Below are 22,822 nucleotides of genomic sequence, written 5' to 3'. Positions count from 1 at the left end.
TCGCTATGTTTGAATCTTTAAAAACGCTGTGGAAAAAAGAAAATAACCCGCCGCAGGATTATGACCAACAGGCCAGCCAGCTGGCGGAGGAAATAACCCGGCTGGAAGGCGAATTACAGGGCAACCCCGGAAATGGCGAAGTACAGAAAGCATTAATGCTGATTTATAACCGTGCGCTGTCGGTGTATGCCAAAAGCAAAACACATCGGCAGGAAATAGATGCGCTTTTTATTCGTATTGATGAGTTGCGTAACACTATTCGCCGTAATATTTAGAACCTGTTCATTAGGCTATCTTGTTTGCCAGTTTGAACCAGGGCAGTGCTCAAAATCCTCACGTACTACGTGTACGCTCCGGTTTTTCCGCGCTGTCCGTGTCCAAACCGCCTGCACCGATAACGCCTACTGATATAGGCTCTTAAGGAGTCGTAATGACAATAAAAGAGTTACTTATTGAGGCCGATGCCATTCAGGTCGGCGTCACGGAGTCCGACTGGCAGAAGGTGATTCATCTGGCCGCCAGTCCGCTGGTAGCAAAAGGGTACATTTCGGCGGATTACGGCCAGGCGGTCATTGATAATACTCTGCATCATGGTGCGTATTACGTTTTTGATGAAGGGGTGGCAATCCCTCACGCCAGACCGGAATGCGGCGTAAAGCGTAACTGTTTTAGTCTGGTGGTGCTGAACAAACCGATTCAGTTTGCCGACAGCGAGAAGGCTGACATTGTCATTATGTTTGGTGCCCAGGACAGCAATGCTCATATCGAGGAGGGGATCCGCGCGATTATCGCGTTGCTCGATAATAACGAAACGATGACTAAGCTGCGGGCCGCCAGCAGCCGGGAGGAGGTCGTCGCGCTGTTATGAACAGACATCTCACTCCAGGCTGCAAAACGGTGATTTTAATTAACGGCATTCCCGCATCGGGTAAAAGCACCGTCACCCGGCAGCTCTCGGCAACATTTAATCTGCCGCTGCTGACCATTGACGGTATTAAAGAGCCCTTTATGGCGCGCTTTACTGATATTGATCGACCCTTCAACCGGCAGCTGGGCTGCGCCGCCTATGAGGTTATCTGGTCGATTGTCGGTCAGTCTCCGGCGGGCTGCGTCTGGCTGGTAGACGCCTGGTTTGGTTTTCAGCCGCGTGAAACATTGCAGCAACTGCTCCTGCAGGCTGGTGTTGAAAAGGTCCTTGAAGTCTGGAATCACATCTCGCCAGAACTTGCGGTATCGCGCTACGCCACGCGGTTGCAGGATCGCAAACCGGGACATCCGGGTGAAGAGTATCTCCCGGAGCTTCACGCGCTTGCCGAACGAGCGCAACCGATGCGCCTGGGGCCGGTGTTCACGATAGATCAGCAGCAGCCGCTGGAGATTACATCCGTTACCGGTTGGATCGAAGCGCAAATACAGTAAGACGTATAATTTGTTGATATATTGGGTTTTGTAGGCCGGGTAAGGCGCTAGCCGCCACCCGGCAGAAATGCACGCGCATCGTCTAAATGCAAAATCGCTTTTTAATGTATCCCCGCCATCCGTAACAGCGCCGTTACCACGGCGGCGGCGATAATCACCACAATCAGCGGCATCTTGCGCCAGGCGAGAAACACCGCGAAGCCCACGCCCAGCACCCGCGCCATGCCGGCAAAATGTTCGCCTTCATAAAAGGTGGTCGCCAGCGCGACGGAAAAGAGCAGCACCGTCGCCGCATCGGAAAGCAGCGCCTGAGAACGTTCGGAAAAGGCTAAACGGCTGCCGAGCTTTGCCCCACCTAAACGCATTAAATAGGTTCCCAGAGATAGCACGGCAATACCGGCAATAAATAGCGTCATATTGCCCATTATTTTTTCCTCGTCAGCAGGCCAAACAGCGACAGCAGGACCGGCAGGCCAACCGGCGCAAAGGGTACCGCGGCCAGCGATAGCGCCGCTCCGCTGCAGGCGCGGATAAGCGTAGTGAGGTTTTTAAATGCCGGAACCACCAGCGCCAGCAGAATCGCCGGGAAGACCGCATCGAGGCCGATGGTCTCCGGTGCCGGGAGCAGCTTGCCGACGCCCGCGCCCAGGAGCGCTCCCAGCGGCCAAATCAGCGCTACGCCCAGACCGCATAGCCAGTAGGCGGCCCGGCGCTGTTCGGGTGTTTTCTGCGACAGACCAAACACCACGCTTTCGTCGTTCATGATGTGGCAACCGAGGAGGCTGGCGGCGCGCTGGCCGACCAGATCGCGTACCGTGACGCCGAAAGGGATATGGCGGGCATTAACCAGTAAACCGGCCGCCGCTGCTGCCAACGGGTTGCCGCCGCTGGCGACAATCCCAATAAACATAAACTCAGAGGCACCCGCCAGCACGCAAACCGAGAGGACAAAAGGCACCCAAATGGGAAAGCCATAGGCGATAGCCAGCGAGCCGTAGGACATGCCGACGATGCCGACCGCCAGGCAGACTAAAACAATTGCTTTGATGGTGTCGCCTTTGAGGCTGGCGAAGTGTTGCTTCATACTCTTTAGCCATATCGAACGAATTTCCATTATAATGAACGCAACAGAATCGCATTTCAAGACGAACGAATCGTTCGTTATAAAAAACACGGAGCCGTGTATGACCCAGCCAATCAGCCTGATTGCCAAAAGTCTGGTACGTGAACGTGCGCGCACCGGGCTTTCCCTCGCCGAAGTTGCGCGGCGGGCGGGAATTGCCAAATCGACGTTATCGCAGCTGGAGTCTGCTAACGGCAACCCGAGCCTGGAGACCCTGTGGGCGCTTTGCGTGGCTCTCGATATTCCCTTCGCTCGTCTGCTGGAGCCGCAGGTCAATACGACCCAGGTGATCCGTCGTGGCGAGGGGACGAAAGTTATCGCCGAGCAGGCAAACTATCAGGCGATCCTCCTGGCTGCATGCCCGCCGGGCGCACGGCGCGATATCTATCTCTTGTTGACTCAGCCGGGAGCGGACCGTATCTCACAGCCGCATCCTCCGGGTTCAGTGGAGCATATTATTGTCACCCAGGGGCGAGCGCGGGTTGGCCTGACGGAAGCGCCGGAAGAACTGGGCGAAGGGGATTACATTTGCTATCCCGCAGACCGGGAGCACGTTTTCCAGGCGCTGGAGCCGGACACCCAGGCGCTGCTGGTAGCCGAGCAGAACTAGTCACGGCGGCAGGCTGGACGCCATGGCCGTATTGCGGGACACTACCGCATTCTCCCGCGAGGACAGGGATACTTATGTCGTTGAAAGCCATTGCTAAAGAACTTGGGATCTCGGTCACGACCGTCAGCCGTGCGTTAAACGGCTACGACGACGTGTCGCAGGAGACGCGCGCCCGCGTGGAAGCCGAAGCGCAGCGTCGCGGGTATCGCCCGAATACCTTCGCCCGTCGCCTGAAGATGGGCAAAATTGACGCCGTTGGCCTCGTTTTCCCCGTGCGTCCTGCGCCGCTGAATAACAACGTTTTTCTCGATATGGTCGGTGAAATCAGCCACGAGCTGGCGCGCTATGAGATTGATTTACTGCTGATTGCCGATGATGAACAAGCCGACAAGCACGGGTATATGCGTATGGTGCAGAGTCGTCGCGTCGATGCGTTGATTGTCGCGCATACCCTCGATGACGATCCGCGTCTGGCGCAGTTGCTCTCATCGGGTTTTCCTTTTCTGGCCCTGGGCCGCAGCCGCCTGCCGCAGCCTTACGCCTGGTTTGATTTCGACAACCAGGCCGGAACCTATCGCGCTACCCGCCACCTGATTAGCCAGGGGCACCGGCGCATCGCATTGCTGAGCGAAAATAATAATCAGGCGTTTATTACTCAACGCCGCAACGGCTATCTGCAAGCGCTACGCGAAGCCGGATTAGCCGAGGACTGGCTGCGCAGCGTGTCGCCAACCCGGCGTAGCGGGTTTCAGGCAACTATGGAGTTGTTGCGTTCGCCTGAACCGCCAACGGCGATTGTCACCGACTGCAACAGCCACGGTGACGGCGCGGCGATGGCTCTTGCCCAGCAGGGGCGTCTGACCGGCGATAATCGTGTCGCGTTAGTCGTTTACGATGGCTTGCCGCAGGACAGCATCATTGAAACCCCGGTCGGCGCGGTGATTCAATCCACCCGCCAGGGCGTGGGTCGCCAGATAGCCAGCATGGTTCGCCGCCTGATCGCGGGTGACGATCTCGCCTCTCTCCAGGTGCTCTGGCAGCCTGAATTCATCCCCGGCGAAACCGCCTGATTCACTCCTTTTCAGATTAATTTCCTGAACTCGATCACGGATCCGAAACGTTTTGGTTGGCGTCCGAAACGTTTCGGATCAACAGTAAGGCATTCCTTGTTGTGGAGATGTCTGATGTCTGATTCGATTTTACGCCTGCAAAGCGCAGCCGCCGATGTGGTGATAAAAACCCATCCGTTCGCCGAAATTATCTACTGGGGGCCGCATTTAAGCCACTTTTCGCCGCAGGATGCGGTCAGTCTGGCTCGTCCGGTCGCCAATAGCCGCGTGGATGTTGATTCACCGCTGACCTTAATGGCCGAGCTGGGCCACGGCCTGTTCGGTGCGCCGGGTATTGAAGGGCATCGTCAGGGGCTGGACGCTTCGCCGATTTTTACCACCACCGATGTGGTGCAGGATGGGCAAAATTTAACGATTACCAGCGAAGACTCGCAGGCAGGCCTGCGGTTATGCAGTGAAATCCAGCTCGACAGCAGCGGCGTACTGAGCGTTCGTCATGGTTTAACCAACCTGCGCGCGCAGCCCTGGCAGGTGGACCGTCTGGCAGTCACGCTGCCAGTCGCCGAGCGTGCCCGCGAAGTGATGGCCTTTCATGGCCGCTGGATCCGCGAATTCCAGCCCCATCGTCTGATTCTGGAGCATGACAGCTTCGTGCTGGAAAACCGCCGTGGGCGCACCTCTCATGAACATTTTCCGGCGCTGATTACCGGTAGCAAAGCCTTTAGCGAGATGCAGGGCGAAGTGTGGGGCGTGCATCTTGGCTGGAGCGGCAACCACCGTCTGCGGGCGGAGGCCAAAACCGATGGTCGCCGCTATCTGCAGGCGGAAGCCCTCTACCTGCCGGGCGAAATGGCGCTGGCGGAAGGCGAAACACTGTGGACCCCGAACCTCTACGCCAGCTACTCCGCGCAAGGGCTGAACGGCATGAGCCAGCAGTTCCACCGCTACCTGCGCGAGCAGATTATTCGCTTCCCGGATAACAAACCACGCCCGGTACACCTCAATACCTGGGAAGGGATCTATTTCGACCACGACCCGCAGTACATCATGCGCATGGCGGATGAGGCGGCGGAGCTGGGCGTCGAGCGCTTTATCATCGATGACGGCTGGTTTAAAGGGCGCAACGACGACTGGGCGGCGCTCGGCGACTGGTATCTCGATGAGAAAAAATACCCTAACGGCCTGACCCCGGTTATCGACCACGTGAAGTCGCTGGGAATGGAGTTTGGTATTTGGGTTGAGCCGGAAATGATTAACCCGAATTCGGATTTGTATCGCGCACATCCGGATTGGGTGCTGGCGCTGCCGGGCTATACGCTGATCCCTGGGCGTCATCAGTTTGTGCTGAACCTGAATATCCCCGAAGCTTTTGACTATCTGCTGGAGCGGATGAGCTGGCTGCTGGGCGAGCACGCCGTGGACTATGTGAAGTGGGATATGAACCGCGAGCTGGTGCAGCCCGGGCATAACGGCAAAGCCGCCGCCGATGCGCAGACCCGCCAGTTCTACCGCCTGCTGGATACGCTGGTGGCTCGTTTCCCGCATATCGAATTTGAGTCCTGCTCCTCCGGCGGCGGACGTATTGACTATGAAGTGCTGAAGCGCAGCCATCGCTTCTGGGCTTCCGACAATAACGATGCCCTGGAGCGCAATACCATCCAGCGCGGCATGAGCTACTTCTTCCCGCCTGAAGTGATGGGCGCGCACATCGGCAACCGCCATTGCCACGCCACCTTCCGCCAGCACAGTATCGCTTTTCGCGGCCTGACGGCGCTGTTCGGTCATATGGGTCTTGAGCTGGACCCGGTGAGCGCCGATGAACAAGAACGCGCGGGGTATCGCAAATACGCCGCGCTGCACAAGCAGTGGCGCGACTTAATCCATCACGGCGTGCAGTGGCGGGCAGATATGCCGGATGCCACGACGCTCGCGCACGGCGTGGTCAGTGAAGATAAGAGCCAGGCAATTTTCCTCGTCAGCCAGCTGGCGATGCCGGACTACACCCTGATGGCGCCGCTGCGCGTGGCGGGACTGGACGCAGGCGCGCGCTATCAGGTGACGCTGCTCGATGATCCAGACATTCAGATTACCGGAGAGGGCGGCCATACGATGCGTAAGCTGCCGGAATGGATGACGACGCCGCAGACCGTAAGCGGCGAGTGGTTACAACAGGCGGGACTGGCGCTGCCAATCCTTGACCCGGAAAGCGCCATTTTGATTGGCCTGCAACGCGTTTGATGGTGACGGGCCGCGAGTCGGCCCTTTTTGAGGAATACACAATGAACCCGACCGTCTGTACCCATAAAAACAACCCCAATTTCTGGATTTTCGGGCTGTTCTTCTTTCTCTACTTTTTCATTATGGCCACCTGCTTTCCGTTTTTGCCGATCTGGCTATCGGATGTCATTGGCCTGAATAAAACCGAGACCGGTATTGTTTTCTCAAGCTTGTCGCTGTTCGCTATCTGTTTTCAGCCCATCCTGGGCGTGATTTCCGATAAGCTCGGGCTGAAAAAGCACCTGATGTGGATAGTGACCGTGCTGCTGGTGCTGATCGCGCCCTTTTTCCTCTACGTTTTTGCGCCGCTGTTGAAAACCAATATCTGGCTCGGCGCGCTAAGCGGCGGGGCTTATATTGGCTTTGTTTTCTCCGCCGGTGCCGGGGCGATGGAAGCCTATATCGAACGCGTGAGCCGCAATAGCGGGTTCGAGTACGGCAAGGCGCGTACCTTTGGCTGCCTCGGCTGGGCGCTGTGCGCGACCACTGCCGGGATGCTGTTCAGCGTAAACCCGGAGTGGGTGTTCTGGATGGGATCGGCCGCCGCGCTGGTGTTGGTCGTGCTGGTGGCTATCGCCAAACCGCAGGCCAGCCAGAGCGCCCAGGTGATGGATTCTTTGGGCGCGAATCGCCCGGCGGTGGATTTAAAAACCGCCGTGAGCATGTTCCGTCAGCGCAAAATGTGGATGTTTATCCTCTACGTGATCGGCGTGGCCTGTGTGTATGACGTCTTCGATCAGCAGTTTGCCACCTTCTTTAAATCCTTCTTCGCTACCCCGGAATCGGGTACCCGTGCCTTCGGTTTTGCGACCACCGCCGGGGAAATTTGTAACGCGATCATTATGTTCAGCTCGCCGTGGATTATTAACCGCATCGGGGCGAAGAACACGCTGCTGATTGCCGGGATGGTGATGGCGGCAAGGATGATTGGTTCCTCGTTCGCCACGACCGCTGCGGAAGTGGTGGCCCTGAAAATGCTCCATGCGCTGGAAGTGCCGTTCCTGCTGGTGGGCGCGTTTAAATATATTACCGGCGTATTTGATGTCCGTCTGTCGGCGACGATTTACCTGGTCGGTTTCCAGTTTTCCAAACAGGTGGCGGCGATTTTCCTCTCCGCTTTTGCTGGCAATATGTATGACCGCATCGGCTTCCAGGACACCTATATGATCCTCGGCGGAATTGCCCTGGCCGTCACGCTAATCTCCGCCTTTACCTTATCGGGTAAGGCCAAGTCGGAAAAGATTAGCGATAACGCCATGACGGTTTGATAAAACGATGAATTAATGGCTTCACAGGGATGTGTTAAATAAATGGGGAATAGTTAAACGATGGATATGAGAAAAATCATGAATAGCGGAGAACTCTATTCTGATGCGGGTCATGGATTACCCGAACAGCGGTTAATGGGAAAAGCTCGGGCCTATGAATATAATCACTCGCACCCTTTTGACCAGGAATTAAGAAACGATATTATCCAACGGATGTTTGCCAGCGTGGGTAAAAAATGCTGGATCGAACCGCCGGTGTATATTGCCTACGGTATTCACACGACTATTGGCGATAACTTCTACGCTAATTTCAATATGACGCTGGTCGATGACGCCGATATTACTATTGGCAATGACGTGATGTTTGCGCCAAACGTGACGATTTCCACCGCCGGACACCCGGTCCATCCGACGCTGCGCCACACGCAACAGTTCTTCTCGCAGCCGGTGGTTATTGAAGATGGCGTCTGGCTGGGCACGGGGGTGATTATCAACCCCGGTGTCACTATCGGTAAAAACTCGGTGATTGGTGCCGGCAGCGTGGTTAACCGCTCAATACCGGCAAACGTGGTCGCCGCCGGGATACCTTGCCGGGTATTAAGAGATATTACCGATGAGGATAAAAATAAATATCAGCTATTTGTGGAGTGATAATATATAAAATAAAAATTTAAACTTTCCTTATCATATAAAAATAGAAATAAACACAGGTGAGTTTTCTACTCACCTGGCCCTCTTTTACCTCCGGAAAATAAAAATGAATAAAAAAGCATTATCGATAGCCATTGGTTTATGTCTGATAGCAGGTTCGGCGGTTGCGAAAAATAATTCACTGACGCTGGAACAACGAATGGAGCAGCTTGAAGCGCGGCTTGCCGCCGCCGAAAGCCGGGCGACCATCGCGGAAAGCCAGATGCGAGAATTACAGGATAAACAGAATGCCTCTATGCAGGTCGCACAGAATACGGTACCGGTAAAAAGCCAGACCCCTGTCGCTGAGAGTAAAAAGAATATTTCGGCCCCTGAGCTTAAATTATCCGGCTATGGCGACCTGAAAATTTATGGCGATGTTGAATTTAATATGGATGCGGAAAGTAAACATGGCCTGCTGGCGATGACCAACGCTGATGTCGGCAGCGACCCAACCTACGACAACTGGGATTTAAATGGCCGCATTCTGCTGGGTTTTGACGGTATTCGCAAAATGGACAAAGGCTATTTTGCCGGGTTCTCCATTCAGCCGCTGGCGGATATGACAGGATCGATGAACCTTGATGATGCCGTTTTCTTCTTTGGTCAGGAGAACGACTGGAAGGTCAAAGTGGGGCGCTTTGAAGCTTACGATATGTTCCCGTTAAATCAGGACACCTTCGTTGAGCACTCGGGGAATACCGCCAACGACCTGTACAGCGACGGCCATGGCTACATCTATATGATGAAAGAGGGGCGCGGTCGCTCTGACGCAGGCGGCAACTTCCTGCTGAGTAAGCAGATAGATAATTGGTATTTTGAGCTTAACACTCTGCTGGAGGACGGTACTTCGCTGTACAACGACGGCGGCTACCACGGCCGCGATATGGAGCAGAAAAAGAACGTTGCGTACCTGCGCCCTGTCGTGTCATGGGCGAAGGATGAATTCTCCGTTGCGGCGGCAATGGAGGCCAACGTAGTGCAGAATGCCTACGGTTATCACGATGCGCAGGGCAACTTTGTCGATCAGTCCGATCGTACCGGCTACGGCTTGACCATGACATGGAACGGTCTGAAGAGCGACCCGGACAACGGCGTGGTGGTAAACCTGAACACCGCTTATATGGACGCCAGTAACGAAAAAGATTTTACCGCCGGGGTGAATGCGCTGTGGCAACGCTTTGAGCTGGGATATATCTACGCGCATAACAAAATCAGCGATTATGCCGGAGTGATTTGCGATAACGACTGCTGGATTAAAGACGAAGGCACCTACAATATTCATACCTTCCACGCCTCGTATCAAATCCCTAACGTGATGAATATGCAGAACTTTAATATTTATCTCGGTGCTTATTACTCTATCTTGGATAATGACAATAAGCTGAGTCAGGGTGACGACGACGACCGCTACGGCGCGCGGTTGCGCTTTAAGTATTTCTTCTAACGTCCTGAAAGATTGCCCCGCTAAACGCAGCGGGGCAGTCATGGCTTTAATCCAGATAAAACACTTCTTTCAGCTCTGCGCTCACCGGGCTGTTGTCCGGGTTCGCTGGCATCACATCGCACATATATTTCCACCAGCGCTGGCACACTTCGGTACTGGCGACGGCGTTCCAACGTTCTTCCGATTCAATCTCCACCGTGGCGAACAGCAGGTTGCGCTTTTTATCGAGGTAAATTGCGTAGTGGTGCGCGCCGTGGGCCTTCAGCACCGCTTCCAGCTCCGGCCAGATCGGCGTGTGGCGGCGCTGATACTCTTCATGTGCTTCAGGATTTACCTGCATAACAAAAGCTTTGCGGATCATAATGCCTCCAGATACAGCGCGCGAACTTCGTCACGGCTGGCGGTGCGCGGGTTGCATGGCGCGCACGGGTCGGCCAGCGCCTTGTCCAGCCAGCCTTCAATGTCCCCTTTGCTGACGCCAAGCTGGCTGAAGCCCTGCGGAATACCGACGCGCTTGCTCAGGGCGCGGATGGCATTGATCGCTTCCATGCTGGCAGCTTCATCGCTCATGCCGCGGGTCTCGACGCCCATTGCCTGCGCCACGCGAGCAAAGCGCGCGACGGCGTTCGGGCGGTTAAAGTTTTCGATGATCGGCAGCAGGATGGCGTTGCACACGCCGTGCGGCAGGTTATGGGTCGCCCCCGGCTGGTGAGCCAGCGCGTGAACCAGGCCGAGACCGGCGCTGTTAAACGCCATGCCCGCGAGATATTGACCAAAGGCCATCTGCTCACGGGCTTCGAGGTTGTGTCCGTCGTCCACGGCTTTCGGCAACCACAGGTTGATCAGGCGAATCGCTTCCAGGGCGTTGGCGTCGGTCAGCGGGTGCGCGCCCACGGAAACGAAGGCTTCAATGGCGTGAGTCAGCGCATCCATGCCGGTGGCGGCGGTGATGGCGGCCGGAATGTCCAGCATCACGCTGGCGTCATCAACGGCGATATCCGGGATGATATTCGGGTCGATAATCACTTCTTTAACCTGACGTTCGGAGTCGATGATCACCGCGTTGCTGGTCATCTCCGCTGCCGTTCCGGCGGTGGTGTTGATTGCTACCAGCGGCACGCCGGCGTTTTTCACCTTGCCGACGCCGGAGTAGGCGGTGGACGGTCCCGGATTGGCAGTGAGGATTTTCACCGCTTTGGCGGTATCAATTGGGCTGCCGCCGCCAAAGGCGATAATAAAGTCGCAGTTTGCTTCCTGATACGCCGCGTAGCCTTTTTGCACTAGTGCTTCGGTCGGGTTGGGGAATACCTCGTCAAACAGATGATATGACATCTGCTGAGCGTCCAGCGCGGCAAACAGGCTATCGAGCAGGCCCATTTTGACCAGATGACCGTCGGTGACGATCAGCGCTTTACCCCACTGTTTGCCCGCCACCAGCTTGATCATATCGCCGATTGCGCCCGCGCCGTGAAGGCTGATTTTAGGAAGTGCCAACATAAAACTCATGATAATTCTCCTTAATGTCGATTTGGGTAATCCGTTTCCCCTCACCCCGACCCTCTCCCAAAGGGAGAGGGGGAAAGGCGGGTCCGTAGCCTCCGGGGTATTCCTTGGGTTGCGTTCAGGCTATCAAAGCGCAATGCACCGTCCCCTCTCCCCTGTGGGGAGAGGGTTAGGGTGAGGGGGAAATTAAATTCGTCTTCGCTGCATCATCCGTCGCGTAATAATCGGCAGCGAGATAACCACAATCAGCATCGCGCCGATGATGATCGACATCACGATGCCCGGCACGTTGAGCAGGCTCAGCCCGAAGGTCACCAGCCCCATCAGGAAGGCGGCGATAATCACCCCCACCATGCTGCCGGAGCCGCCGAGAATATTGACGCCGCCGAGCACCGCCATGGTGACCACCGCCAGCTCCCAACCCATCGCCAGCGTCGGGCGGGTGCTGCCGAGCCTTGAGGTCAGCAGGACCGCCGCCAGCCCGGCCATTAGCCCGACCAGCGCGAACAGCATCAGGTTGTGGCGTTTAACGTTGATCCCGGAGAACCAGGCCCCGGTCGGGTTATTACCGATGGCGTAGGTTCGGCGGCCAAAGTTGGTTTTATGCAGCAGGAAGGTAAAGGCGGCGGCGAGGAGGATAAACAGCGCGAACTCGAAAGAGAGCGCCCCCCACACGTAACCCTGACCGAACCAGGCGAAGCTGTCCGGGTAGTGATTGAGCGCTTTGTCGCCCAGCAGGATGTAGGTCATCCCGCGATACAAGCTCATGGTGCCGATGGTGATCACAATCGATGACAGGTTAAAGCGCGTCACCAGAATGCCGTTGAACAGACCGCACAGCAGCCCGACGCCCAATCCGACCACCACCAGCAGCGGCGTGTCCATGCCCGCCGCCGCGCAGAAGCCCATCACCGTTGAACTCAGCGCCATCGTTGACGCCACCGAAAGGTCAATTTCGCGGGCGATAATCAGCATCGCCATTGGCAGCACGATGATCGCTTTTTCGGTGAAGTTAAACGTGGCGTCCGACAGGTTCCAGATATTAAGGAAATAGGGCGACGCCAGGGCGTTAACCACGAATACCGCCAGAGTGACCGCCAGCAGAAATCCCTCCCAGCACAGCAGGCGCCGCAGAGGTGACGGCGCGACCGGCGGACTTTTCATCTCTTCAGACATCATCATTTTGCTCATGATTTCACCGCCTGTTTCTGTCGGGCTAGCGCCGCGTTGCGCAGGATTAACCGCCCGTGACCTTTATTGCCGCGCTCGTTAAGCAGCACCGCAATCACGATAACCGCGCCGGAAATCGCCATTTGCCAGAACGGCGAAATGCCGATCACCGGCAGCGCGTTATTGATAACCCCGAGGAACAAGGCACCGCACAGGCAGCCGAGCACCCGACCGGTTCCGCCCATGGTGCTGATACCGCCGATTACGCAGGCGGCGACCACCTGCAGTTCGAAACCGTTGGCGACATCGACGTAGGCGACGGCAAAGCGTGAGATCCACAGGTAGCCGCAGAACCCGGCCAGCGCGCCGGAAAGACAGAAGCTGATGAACTGCATTTTCCCGGCGTTAATCCCGGTGTAGTACGCCGCCGTGGCGTTGCCGCCTGCGGTGTACAGCGCTCGTCCGGTGCGGCTGAAGCGTAAGAAATAGCCGACCAGCAAGAGTGCGGCGATGGCGCACCAGCTCAGCAGCGGCAGGCCCAACAGCGAGGCGCGCGGCAGGCCGAGAAAATCGGCGCTCATCTGGTGCGAGTTAACCCAACCGCCGTCGGAGAGCAGGAAAATAATCCCCCGGTAAATGCTCATGGTGCCGAGCGTCACCACGATGGCCGGGATGCCGAGCCGCCAGACCAGCAGGCCGTTAATCACCCCCATCAGCAGCCCAAGCAGGGTTGCCAGCGCCAACAGCGCCACCACGGGAATCTCCGGATAGTGGGCGTTGAGCAGGGCGACGATCATCCCGGTGAGCGCCAGGTTGGCGGCCATCGACAGATCGATGCCCTTGGTGAGCAGCACCATCATCTGACCGAGGGCGAGGATGATGAGAATCGAGGTGTCGTTAAACATCTCCACCAGATTGCCTGGGGCGATAAACGACGGCACCCGACTGCCTATCGCGCCGATCATCAAAATGATGACCGCCGCCAGCAGCGCTTCGCGGTGTTTAAGCAGTTGTTTGCCCATTACGCGGCCTCCTGACTGACGCCGCTGGCGGCGCTTACTATGGTTTCCGCCGTGGCCTCACCGGCCTGATACTCGGCGACCATCAGCCCTTCGTGCATCACGATAATCCGGTCAGCCATACCCATCACTTCCGGCAGCTCCGAAGAGACCATGATCACTGCCAGCCCCTGGCTGACCAGCTCGGACATAAACTGGTGCACCGCCGCTTTGGAGCCGATATCGATCCCTTTGGTCGGCTCGTCGAGGATAATCACCTCCGGATGGGTCGCCAGCCATTTGCCGATCACCACTTTTTGCTGATTGCCGCCGGAGAGGGTCTCTACCGGCTGTCGCCAGCTAAAGGCTTTGACTTGCAGGCGCGAGGCGTACTCATCCGCCAGCCGCCATTCGCGGGCGTCGTTCAGCACGCCGTTAGTGTTGAGTTTGCTGAGCTGCGGCAGGCTGATGTTCTGGGCGATTGGCAAGGCGATGATCGCCCCCTGTTTCTGCCGCTCTTCCGGGACGCAGACGATACCGGCGTTGATGGCGTCGGCAGGCTGGCGAAAACGCATCGTTTTGCCCTTCAGCACGATCTCGCCGGAAGAGGGGTGCGATACACCGGAAAGTGCCTGCATCAGCTCGGTACGTCCGGCACCGACCAGGCCGTAAAAGCCGAGAATTTCCCCTTTGCGCAGGCTGAAGTTGATATGGGCGAATTCGGTAAGGTGGCAGAGGTCTTTCACCTCCAGCACCGTTTCCCCTGGGGTACAGTCGACTTTCGGGTAGGTTTGCGTAATGGCGCGACCGACCATCATCGCCACCATCCGTTCTTCGGTGATGTCGTTAATCGCCCCGGAGCTGACGTACACGCCATCGCGCAGAATGGTGTAGTAGTCCGCCAGCTCGAAAATCTCATCGAACTTATGCGAGATAAACAGAATCGCTTTTCCGTCCTGTTTCAGGCGCTCAACGATTTGATAAAACTCCAGAATTTCATGCTGGGAGAGTGCCGCTGTCGGTTCATCGAGGATCACCACCTGAGCCTCAAAGGAGAGCGCCCGGGCAATGGCCACCATATGGCGCTGGGCGATGCTGAGGGTTTTCAGCGTCGCGCGCGGGTCAATCTGCACCTCAAGGCGGTTGAGGATCTCGCTGGCTTTGCGGTGCATCGCAGGCCAGTCGAGTTTTTTCAGCAGGCCGGTATGCAGATACTGACCGACGAAAATATTTTCAGTGACCGACAGCTCATCAAATAGCACGGTTTCCTGATGGATGGCGGTGATCCCCACCTTGTGCGCCGACTCCGGGTTCGGCAGCTGGATTGGGATCGCTTTATAGAGAATTTCGCCCTCTTCGGGCTGATAAATACCGGTCATCACTTTGACCAGCGTGGATTTTCCTGCGCCGTTTTCGCCGATTAAGGCAGTCACTTTGCCGGGCCAGAGATCGAGCTGCACGTTCTCAAGGGCATGTACACCGGGAAAAATCTTGGTGATGCCCTTCAGCGACAGCAGTGGGGTGGATGCTGACATGATAGTTCTCCGTAAAATCGCTCCTCACCCTAACCCTCTCCCAAAGGGGCGAGGGAATGGTTTGCGCCCTCTCCCTTTGGGAGAGGGCCGGGGTGAGGGAACAGGGATTAGAAAATCTTCGAGAACTTATCGATGTTGCTGGCATCGTAGACGAACGGCTCGGCCATCGCGCCGTTACCGTCGGCATCCAGCTTCACTTTGCCCAGCTTGCCCATATTGGCTTCGGTTTTGGTCGCCGTGCCTTTGACTAAATCATCCGCCAGGTAAGTGGCGGCGTAACCGAGGTCAATCGGGTTCCAGATGGCAAAGCTTTTGCTGGCGCCGGACTTAATCGCCCCGGCCATTTCCGACGGCAGCCCCAGCCCGGTCACGTACACCTTGCCGATTTTGCCCTGATCCTTCACCGCCTGCGCGGCGGCAACAATGCCCACCGATGACGGGGAAACAATCACTTTCAGGTCAGGGTATGATTTCAGCAGACCCACCGCTTCGCGGTAGCTTTTATCGGACAGATCGTCACCGTAGGCGACGGTGACCAGATTGACGGACGGGTACTGCGGCAGCACCTTTTTCATCTCCTCAATCCAGATGTTCTGGTTAGTGGAAGTTGGCGTGGCGCTTAAAATCGCCACATCGCCTTTTTCCACATTGAGCGCTTTCAGCGCATCGGCGGCGAGCTTGACGTTGGTTTCGCCAATCAGCGCGTTGTTGGACGGATTCAGATGGATCTGGCGGCCCGCAGGCGCGACGCCGGAGTCCCAGGAGACCACCTTAATGCCGCGCTGCATTGCTTTTTTCAGCACCGGCACCACGGCGTCGGGATCGTTAGCGGAAATCGCGATCGCATCCACCCCCTGGGCGATCAATCCATTCAGCACTTCGATCTGCGCTTCGGCTGTGGTGGTGGTCGGGCCGGTATAGATAACTTTTACATCGCCTAACTCTTTGGCCGCCTCCTGCGCGCCAACGTTCGCTGCTTCGAAGAATCCATTTCCCAATGATTTTGCCACGAGGGCAATTTTAACTTCAGCTAAAGCGGAACCGGACAACGCCATGGCGGCAACGGTGAGGATCAAGCTTGTCTTTATTTTCATTGCTTTTACTCCACATGAGTCAGTTTTGTAGGGTTTGCAGGTGATTTTTCGCCCCGTCTCAGTGAGCGGGGCGCGATGTTGTTATTGATAAAGGTCTAACGCGGACTGCATGGGTTGAACATTGAAGCGTTTGCCAAGGGCGACCAGCTCTTCACGGGTGATGGTTTGTTTCATGCCACCCATTGAATAGACTTTCACCAGTACCTCAGCGGATTTCTCGGCGGTATCGATCAGGCCGAAAGTTTCGTCCAGATTTGGGCCGCTGCCGAAGACGCCGTGGAACGGCCACAGCACCAGCGAGTGTTTCTGCATGGCCTCAGCGGTAGCCTGGCCGATTTCGTCGGTACCCGGCACCATCCACGGCAAAATGCCGACGCCGTCCGGGAATACCACCAGGCATTCGGTGCTGCCTTCCCACAGTTTGCGGGTGAACAACTCGCTATTGTTCTCCAGCACGTAGGTCAGGGCGATCAGGTTGGTGGCGTGGCAGTGCATGATCACACGGTCTTTGCCGTTGGTCAGCTTGATGCGCTCGCTGTGCGACAGGAAGTGCGCTGGCAGTTCGGAAGTCGGTACCGCGTCGTGAGTCAGGCCCCACAGAATATGGTATCCCGCGCCGTCGCTGTCGACTTTTACTACGCCGAGGTTAGCGGCCGGGTCGAGCTGGACATTGCGGAAGAATTTGCCGGAACCGGTCACGATAAACGGCTGGTTGGCCAGCGTCGGCATCGGCTGGCTCAGGGCGATATAGCGCGGTTTCGCGTGGAAATCCGCTGCATAAGGTTCGATATCCGCCTCATCGAGGCGCAGCGTCAGGTTGCCGCCGTTGCGCTCGTCCCAGCCTTTCAGCCAGGCGTCGGAAGTGGCTTTAATCATGCCCTGGACGAACCAGGAGTCGATAATGGTCTGCATAGTCTTGTGTTTCCTGTTAATTCGGTGCGGGGTTGTCCCCTCACCCTAACCCTCTCCCCAAAGGGGCGAGGGAACTGTTCGGTGCGCTCTGGCAGCATCGCGCAGAAGGCCTGGTTTTCTCCCCCTCCCCAAAGGGGCGAGGGAACTGTCCGGTACGCTCTGGCAACATCGCGCAGAAGGCCTGATTTTCTCCCCCTCCCCAAAGGGGCGAGGGAACTGTCCGGTACGCTCTGGCAACATCGCGCAGAGGGCCAGATTTTCTCCCTCTCCCTTCCAGGGAGAGGGCGGGGGTGAGGGTTTACCCGCGCTGGCTCAGAACTGCATTCTCATAAGCCCGCACGCTATCCAGCCACTGGCTCCCCGCCGGAGTATCGTTACGCTGGCAATACATCTCCCAGATGGCCTGCCACGGCAGACACTTCTGTTCTTCCAACAGCGCCAGGCGGGCGGTGTAATCGCCGTCAATTTCCAGCTGACGCAATTGTTCGGTCGGCTCCAGCAGGGCGCGCAGCAGCGCTTTCTTCATATTGCGGGTACCAATGACCCATGCCGCGATGCGGTTGATCGAGGCATCGAAGAAATCGAGGCCGATATGCACGCGGTCGAACAGGTCGTGACGGATAATTTCGCTGGCAATGGCCTGAGTTTCGTCATCCAGCAGCACCACGTGGTCGCTGTCCCAGCGTACCGGGCGGCTTACGTGCAGCAGCAAGCGTGGGATATAGAGCATCGCGGCGGAGATTTTGTCGGAGATCACTTCCGTCGGGTGGAAGTGGCCGGCATCCAGACACAGGGCGGTCTGGCGGCTGGTGGCGTAACCCATATAGAACTCATTGGAGCCGACGGTGTAGCTCTCTGCGCTGATCCCGAACAGCTTGCTCTCCACGGCGTCGATGTGATGCGCCGGGTTGAATTTTTCGCTGATCACTTCATCAAGCGCATTCAGCAGACGCTGGCGCGGAGCGAAACGGTCAACGGTGATATCTTTCATGCCGTCAGGGATCCAGATATTCATCACCGACGGCGTGCCCAGCTGCTCGCCAAACCAGGCGGAAACGCGGCGGCTGGCCTTGCAGTGGTCGATCCAGAACTGGCGGATCTCATCGTTAGCGTGCGATAGCGTAAAGCCGTCGGCGCTTAGCGGATGCGAGAAGCAGGAGGGGTTAAAATCCAGCCCCAGCTTGTTGGCTTTCGCCCACTCAACCCAGTTTTTAAAGTGTTCCGGCTTGATTTCATTACGCGGTACCGGCGTTTCGGATTCCAGATAGAGCGCGTGCAGGTTCAGGCGTTTTGGCCCAGGGATCAGGCTCAGCGCCTGCTCAAGGTCAGCGCGCAGCTCGGTGGCGTTACGCGCTTTGCCCGGATAGTTACCGGTGGCCTGAATACCGCCGGTCAGGCTCCCTTCCGGGTTTTCAAAACCGACGACGTCATCGCCCTGCCAGCAGTGCATGGAAACAGGCAGGCGGTCCAGCTGGCGCAAGGCCTCCTCGACGTCCACGCCGATGCTGGCGTAGCGCTGTTTGGCAATTTCCCAGGCTTGTTCAAGTTGAGTGGTCATGCGCAAAGCTCCTTGGTCTGTTGTGGCTGAAACTGCGCGACGAAGCGGGCAATTTCACTTTCAGGATTAGGGGTAAAGGTGGTGAGGGCGCAGTTTTGCCGCACCACCTGACGGAATTCATCGACGTTATGCAGCTCGTCGAGGGTCATTAACTGGATGCCGATATTGCCCAGCGTAGAGGCCTCAATGGGGCCCGCGACCACGGTGATGCCGCAGGCGTCGGCGCACAGCTGGTTAAGCAGTTCGTTCTGGCAGCCGCCGCCGACGATATGCAGCTGACTGAATGGCTGGTCGCGAAGTGCCGCCAGTTCGTTGAGCACCCGGGCGTAGAGCAGCGCTAAGCTGTCGAAAATGCAGCGCGCCAGTTCGGCGTCGCTGGCAGGAACCGGCTGCCCGGATTCGCGGCAGGCGGCCTGAATTTCAGCGCTCATGTTGTCCGGGTTGATAAAGCGGTCGTCGTTGCAATCAATAACGAAACGGCAGGCTGGAAGCGCTGCCGTGCGGGCGATCAGCGCCGACAGATCTCCGACGTTTTGCTCTTTCAGCACCCGCTGGAGCAGCCACAGGCCCATGATATTTTTCAGTACCCGATAGCGGCCTTCAGCCCCGCCTTCGTTGGTGATATTGGCCTTCAACGCTTCGTCGCTGGTGCAGGGGGTTTTGCTTTCAAAGCCCATTAGCGACCAGGTGCCGGAAGAGAGGTAGGCGGCATTTTTGCTGGCCAGCGGCGAGGCGATAACCGCGCTGGCGGTATCGTGGCTGGCGACGGCAACGACCGGAATATGATTTCCCTGCGGGCAAATCCAGTGGCCGATAACGTTGCCCGGATGCGTTGGCGTACCGAACCACTCGCGCGGCGCGCCGGTCCAGTTCAGCAGCTCTTCATCCCAGTTATCGCTATTAATATTGACCAGCTGTGTGGTGGTGGCGTTGGTGTATTCCCAGTTCATTTGGCCGGTCAGGCGAAAGCTAAGGTAGTCCGGGATCAGCAGCGCGTGCGCGGCCTGGCTGACCAGTTCCGGCTGCTGTTCAACCAGCGCGCGCAGCTGATAAAGGGTGTTAAACGGCAGAAACTGAATGCCGCTGCGGCGATAGATTTCCGCCCGACCCATTTGCTCTTCAGCATGGCGCATCAAGCCCTGGGTGCGAGCGTCGCGATAAGAGACCGGCAGACCAACGCGCTGACCCTGTTTATCCAGCAGGACATAATCCACGCCCCAGGTATCAATACCGATGCTATCGATCAGGATGCCCTGTTCGCATACTTTCACCAGGCCGCAGCGAATTTCAGCTTCCAGGCTATCGATATCCCAGCAGTCGAAGCCATCTACCTTCTGTAGGCTATTGGTAAAGCGGTGAATTTCGCGCAGCGCCAGCGTTTGCTGCCCGGGTTCATAACTGGCGAGCATCACCCGCCCGCTGGAGGCGCCTAAATCAACCGCGACACAATGACGAAAACTCATGGGAAGATCCTTGTGAAAATCATTGCAAGCAGTCTAAAAAAGTCGCGCCTGACTCACCTTCTTGTTACTGACAGGGAAAATTCGCCGCTGGCAAGAAAGCAAAGGTGACCGTGAGGAAGGTCACAGTTTCGTTTGATCAGTGGCTCACTGAGGGATGTGATGTTGTCCGCAGTTCCCGATCTTTCCCGCCATTTCTTGAAAAAGCGGCAGGCTTTACGAACTTTGTAGTCAAAAATTGAAGGCCGGATTGCCGACCCTTAATTACTATTTGCACCACTGATTGATAATTTTTCTCATTTCGAGGAGCGGCTATGACCATGTTGCACAGTGTGGATTTCTTTAAGTCCGGCGTTTCTGCTGTTGCCATTGAACCGCGGCTCCCGCAATCGGCATTTCCTGAGCATCATCATGATTTTCATGAAATTGTTATCGTCGAACACGGTACGGGAATTCATGTTTTCAACGGTCAGCCCTATACCATCAGCGGCGGGTCGGTCTGTTTTATTCGCGATCACGATCGCCATCTCTACGAGCACACGGATAATTTATGCCTGACCAATGTGCTTTATCGAGCGCCGGACGCGTTTCGCTTTTTGTCCGGCCTGAATGAACTGCTGCCGCAGGAGCAGGAGGGGAATTACCTCTCACACTGGCGGGTTAACCAAAGCGCGTTGCAGCAGGTTCGCCAGATTGTCGGCCAGATGGAAAATGTTGGTGCGGATTCGGACATGCATTCCATCGCCAGCCGCGAGATTTTCTTTATGCAGTTGCTGGTGCTACTGCGTAAAAGCAGCCTTGCTGAAGGAAGCGCCGATAACGATGCGCGATTGAATCACCTGATGGCCTGGCTGGAAGATCATTTTGCCGAAGATGTCTGCTGGGAAGAGGTGGCGGCGCAGTTTTCGCTATCGCTGCGCACTCTGCATCGCCAGTTAAAACAGCAAACTGGCCTGACGCCGCAGCGCTATCTGAACCGGGTGCGGCTGATAAAGGCACGCCATCTGCTGCGCCATAGTGATGACAGCGTGACCGATATCGCGTATCGCTGTGGTTTTGGCGATAGTAACCACTTTTCGACGCTTTTTCGCCGGGAGTTTGACTGGTCTCCGCGCGATATTCGCCAGGGGCGCGACGCGATTCTTCAGTAACGCGAGAGCAGTCAACGTATTAACAGGTATAAACGCGAATAATGATGCGTTTGTTCGTGTCTGGAGTTGATGAGTGGAAGGTCAGCTGATTCTTCGCAAAAATGAATTTTTTGCTTCCCCCGCCCAGGCGGTGGCGGTGGCGGATCGCTATCCGCAAAATGTCTTTGCCGAACACACTCATGAATTTTGTGAACTGGTGCTGGTGTGGCGGGGAAACGGTCTGCACGTCCTCAACGATCGCCCGTGGCGCATAACCCGCGGCGATTTGTTCTATATCCGCGCCGAAGATAAACACTCCTACGCCTCGGTGAACGATCTCGTTCTGCAAAACGTGATTTATTGCCCGGACCGGTTACGGCTTAATTTTGACTGGGCGGCGCATATCCCTGGCCTGTTCGGCACCCCGTGGGTCCCGCACTGGCGGATTGGCAGCAGCGGTATGGCTCAGGTCCGTCAGGTGATAACCCAGCTGGAACACGAGAGTAGCCGTAGCGATGCGCAGGCCAATGACATGGCCGAGCTGCTGTTTGCTCAACTGGTGCTTATCCTCCAGCGCTATCGCTATGCCACCGATAATCTGGCGGCAACCCAGAGCGAGGCGCTGCTCGATAAGCTGCTTACCGAACTGGCGGGTAGCCTGAACCGGCCTTTCTTTCTGGATAAATTTTGTGAGCGGGAAGGATGCAGCGAACGCGCGCTACGCCAGCAGTTTCGCCAGCAGACGGGAATGACCATCAACCACTATCTGCGCCAGCTGCGGATTTGCCACGCTCAGTATCTGTTACAGCATACGGAACGCCTGATTGGCGAAGTGGCGATGCAGTGCGGGTTTGAGGACAGTAACTACTTTTCGGTGGTGTTTAACCGTGAGATTGGCATGACGCCGGGGCAGTGGCGGCAGCGCAGTCGTATAGCGGTATGATTGGTTAGTTTTTCTAATGTAATATCTGAAATTTTTATTCTGTATTTAATGAAAAATAGAACAAATATTTAATGCTCTGTGCAATAAATCACAGTTATTACCCTTTTTTTACCTTACACTTTCCGTACTATTTTATGGAGGCCTTATGTTAACCTCAGTTATATCGCGAGTATTAAAAAGCATAACTTTAATTTTGCTATCAATCGATAGCAAAATTAAAGTTATGCTTGCTGATTCATGCTGGTTTAATTCCGTCAACGACCTGGCTGAAAGTGATATTGCTCCCGTGCTTTGTGCCGAAAGCCAAATAACCCAAAATTGGTCCCAGCTTTGGGATTGCGCGGGTCAGGCGCTGTGTTCCGGCTTTAGCCAGTCGGGCCAGAAAGAGGGCCATTCCCGCCGCTTGCTGCCGCAGGGTTTACTGTGCTCGCGTAAGCGTGATGAGCTGGCGTTCAGCTTCCGTATTTCCAGCCTGCATCAGCTTGTGGTGTGCCGCCACGCCAGCGGTGCCGATAGTGACAGCGTCGCGAATAACCTGATTTATCTTCCTCAAAGCACAATGCGCGTTTTCGCCATTGTGCTTTTTTTATTGCCTGAATCGACCAGAAGGATGCG

23 protein-coding genes are annotated in these 22,822 nt (G+C 56.4%); 11 read left to right on the top strand and 12 right to left on the bottom strand.

The genetic code is table 11. The features are described 5' to 3' along the window. Positions 1-5 precede the first annotated feature (5 nt). The 3 genes from ACMYSL_RS28770 (at position 6) to ACMYSL_RS28760 (ending at position 1,419) form a co-directional block, all read left to right on the top strand. Positions 6-275, top strand: a complete 270-nt coding sequence (locus tag ACMYSL_RS28770; RefSeq protein WP_304254660.1) for a hypothetical protein — start codon at positions 6-8, stop codon at positions 273-275. Between the two features lie 155 nt (positions 276-430). Further along, positions 431-868: a PTS sugar transporter subunit IIA gene (locus ACMYSL_RS28765; protein ID WP_304254662.1), complete on the top strand. Its 438-nt coding sequence runs from the start codon at positions 431-433 to the stop codon at positions 866-868. Then, entirely contained in the window at positions 865-1,419 is a 555-nt protein-coding gene (locus ACMYSL_RS28760; protein WP_304254663.1) for an AAA family ATPase, read from the top strand. Before ACMYSL_RS28765 ends, ACMYSL_RS28760 begins: the two co-directional genes overlap by 4 nt. A gap of 101 nt (positions 1,420-1,520) precedes the next feature. On the opposite strand, the gene ACMYSL_RS28755 is transcribed toward ACMYSL_RS28760, so the two are convergent. Next, positions 1,521-1,844 carry an AzlD domain-containing protein gene (locus tag ACMYSL_RS28755; RefSeq protein ID WP_304254665.1) on the bottom strand — a complete coding sequence of 108 codons (324 nt, stop codon included), beginning with the start codon at positions 1,842-1,844 and terminating at the stop codon, positions 1,521-1,523. Continuing rightward, a complete protein-coding gene (locus tag ACMYSL_RS28750; RefSeq protein ID WP_304254667.1) occupies positions 1,844-2,503 on the bottom strand; it encodes an AzlC family ABC transporter permease in 660 nt (219 codons plus the stop codon). The genes ACMYSL_RS28755 and ACMYSL_RS28750 overlap by 1 nt, the downstream gene beginning before the upstream one ends. 100 nt (positions 2,504-2,603) lie before the next feature. Here ACMYSL_RS28750 and ACMYSL_RS28745 point away from each other — a divergent pair, with 100 nt between their 5' ends. The 6 genes from ACMYSL_RS28745 (at position 2,604) to ACMYSL_RS28720 (ending at position 9,904) form a co-directional block, all read left to right on the top strand. After that, positions 2,604-3,152: a helix-turn-helix domain-containing protein gene (locus ACMYSL_RS28745; RefSeq protein ID WP_434660929.1), complete on the top strand. Its 549-nt coding sequence runs from the start codon at positions 2,604-2,606 to the stop codon at positions 3,150-3,152. 74 nt (positions 3,153-3,226) lie between these two features. Further along, positions 3,227-4,222, top strand: coding sequence for a substrate-binding domain-containing protein (locus tag ACMYSL_RS28740; RefSeq protein ID WP_434660927.1), 996 nt, complete (start codon positions 3,227-3,229; stop codon positions 4,220-4,222). 114 nt (positions 4,223-4,336) lie between these two features. Further along, entirely contained in the window at positions 4,337-6,460 is a 2,124-nt protein-coding gene (locus ACMYSL_RS28735; RefSeq protein WP_434660925.1) for an alpha-galactosidase, read from the top strand. A gap of 41 nt (positions 6,461-6,501) precedes the next feature. Then, the gene (locus ACMYSL_RS28730; protein WP_182235485.1) at positions 6,502-7,767 is read left to right on the top strand and encodes an MFS transporter; all 1,266 of its coding nucleotides are present in this window, start codon (positions 6,502-6,504) and stop codon (positions 7,765-7,767) included. Between the two features lie 60 nt (positions 7,768-7,827). Then, entirely contained in the window at positions 7,828-8,418 is a 591-nt protein-coding gene (locus tag ACMYSL_RS28725; RefSeq protein ID WP_434660923.1) for a maltose acetyltransferase domain-containing protein, read from the top strand. Between the two features lie 106 nt (positions 8,419-8,524). Further along, on the top strand, positions 8,525-9,904 hold the full coding sequence (locus ACMYSL_RS28720) for a carbohydrate porin (RefSeq protein WP_434660921.1): 1,380 nt from the start codon (positions 8,525-8,527) through the stop codon (positions 9,902-9,904). Between the two features lie 46 nt (positions 9,905-9,950). Here the strand turns inward: ACMYSL_RS28720 and rhaM are convergent, their stop codons facing one another. The 9 genes from rhaM to rhaB all read right to left on the bottom strand — a co-directional run bounded on the left by rhaM (position 9,951) and on the right by rhaB (position 20,137). Continuing rightward, complete coding sequence (gene rhaM, locus ACMYSL_RS28715; protein WP_434660920.1) at positions 9,951-10,265, bottom strand: L-rhamnose mutarotase; 315 nt, start codon at positions 10,263-10,265, stop codon at positions 9,951-9,953. Beyond that, on the bottom strand, positions 10,262-11,410 hold the full coding sequence (gene fucO / locus ACMYSL_RS28710) for a lactaldehyde reductase (protein WP_434660918.1): 1,149 nt from the start codon (positions 11,408-11,410) through the stop codon (positions 10,262-10,264). The genes rhaM and fucO overlap by 4 nt, the downstream gene beginning before the upstream one ends. A gap of 183 nt (positions 11,411-11,593) precedes the next feature. Continuing rightward, complete coding sequence (locus ACMYSL_RS28705) at positions 11,594-12,598, bottom strand: ABC transporter permease (protein ID WP_182235490.1); 1,005 nt, start codon at positions 12,596-12,598, stop codon at positions 11,594-11,596. Continuing rightward, the gene (locus ACMYSL_RS28700) at positions 12,595-13,599 is read right to left on the bottom strand and encodes an ABC transporter permease (RefSeq protein WP_434660916.1); all 1,005 of its coding nucleotides are present in this window, start codon (positions 13,597-13,599) and stop codon (positions 12,595-12,597) included. Before ACMYSL_RS28700 ends, ACMYSL_RS28705 begins: the two co-directional genes overlap by 4 nt. Next, on the bottom strand, positions 13,599-15,110 hold the full coding sequence (locus tag ACMYSL_RS28695) for a sugar ABC transporter ATP-binding protein (RefSeq protein WP_434660914.1): 1,512 nt from the start codon (positions 15,108-15,110) through the stop codon (positions 13,599-13,601). Before ACMYSL_RS28695 ends, ACMYSL_RS28700 begins: the two co-directional genes overlap by 1 nt. A 107-nt stretch (positions 15,111-15,217) precedes the next feature. Then, positions 15,218-16,204 (bottom strand): rhamnose ABC transporter substrate-binding protein, encoded by a 987-nt coding sequence (rhaS, locus tag ACMYSL_RS28690; RefSeq protein ID WP_110276125.1) that lies wholly within the window; start codon positions 16,202-16,204, stop codon positions 15,218-15,220. 81 nt (positions 16,205-16,285) lie between these two features. After that, the gene (gene rhaD, locus ACMYSL_RS28685) at positions 16,286-17,116 is read right to left on the bottom strand and encodes a rhamnulose-1-phosphate aldolase (protein WP_181484227.1); all 831 of its coding nucleotides are present in this window, start codon (positions 17,114-17,116) and stop codon (positions 16,286-16,288) included. A gap of 298 nt (positions 17,117-17,414) precedes the next feature. Continuing rightward, positions 17,415-18,674 (bottom strand): L-rhamnose isomerase, encoded by a 1,260-nt coding sequence (rhaA, locus tag ACMYSL_RS28680; protein ID WP_434660912.1) that lies wholly within the window; start codon positions 18,672-18,674, stop codon positions 17,415-17,417. Further along, entirely contained in the window at positions 18,671-20,137 is a 1,467-nt protein-coding gene (gene rhaB / locus ACMYSL_RS28675) for a rhamnulokinase (RefSeq protein ID WP_434660910.1), read from the bottom strand. The genes rhaA and rhaB overlap by 4 nt, the downstream gene beginning before the upstream one ends. 311 nt (positions 20,138-20,448) lie before the next feature. Between rhaB and rhaS (ACMYSL_RS28670) the strand changes: the two genes are divergently transcribed. Both rhaS (ACMYSL_RS28670) and rhaR read left to right on the top strand, forming a co-directional pair. Continuing rightward, positions 20,449-21,285 (top strand): HTH-type transcriptional activator RhaS, encoded by an 837-nt coding sequence (rhaS, locus tag ACMYSL_RS28670; RefSeq protein WP_110276129.1) that lies wholly within the window; start codon positions 20,449-20,451, stop codon positions 21,283-21,285. A gap of 73 nt (positions 21,286-21,358) precedes the next feature. Then, on the top strand, positions 21,359-22,207 hold the full coding sequence (gene rhaR, locus ACMYSL_RS28665; RefSeq protein ID WP_434660909.1) for an HTH-type transcriptional activator RhaR: 849 nt from the start codon (positions 21,359-21,361) through the stop codon (positions 22,205-22,207). A gap of 418 nt (positions 22,208-22,625) precedes the next feature. Here the strand turns inward: rhaR and ACMYSL_RS28660 are convergent, their stop codons facing one another. Then, entirely contained in the window at positions 22,626-22,760 is a 135-nt protein-coding gene (locus ACMYSL_RS28660) for a hypothetical protein (protein WP_434660907.1), read from the bottom strand. Positions 22,761-22,822 lie beyond the last annotated feature (62 nt).

It is taken from the genome of Klebsiella sp. MISC125, from assembly GCF_051131775.1.
GTDB lineage: Bacteria > Pseudomonadota > Gammaproteobacteria > Enterobacterales > Enterobacteriaceae > Klebsiella.
This window is presented reverse-complemented; position numbering and strand designations above follow the sequence as displayed.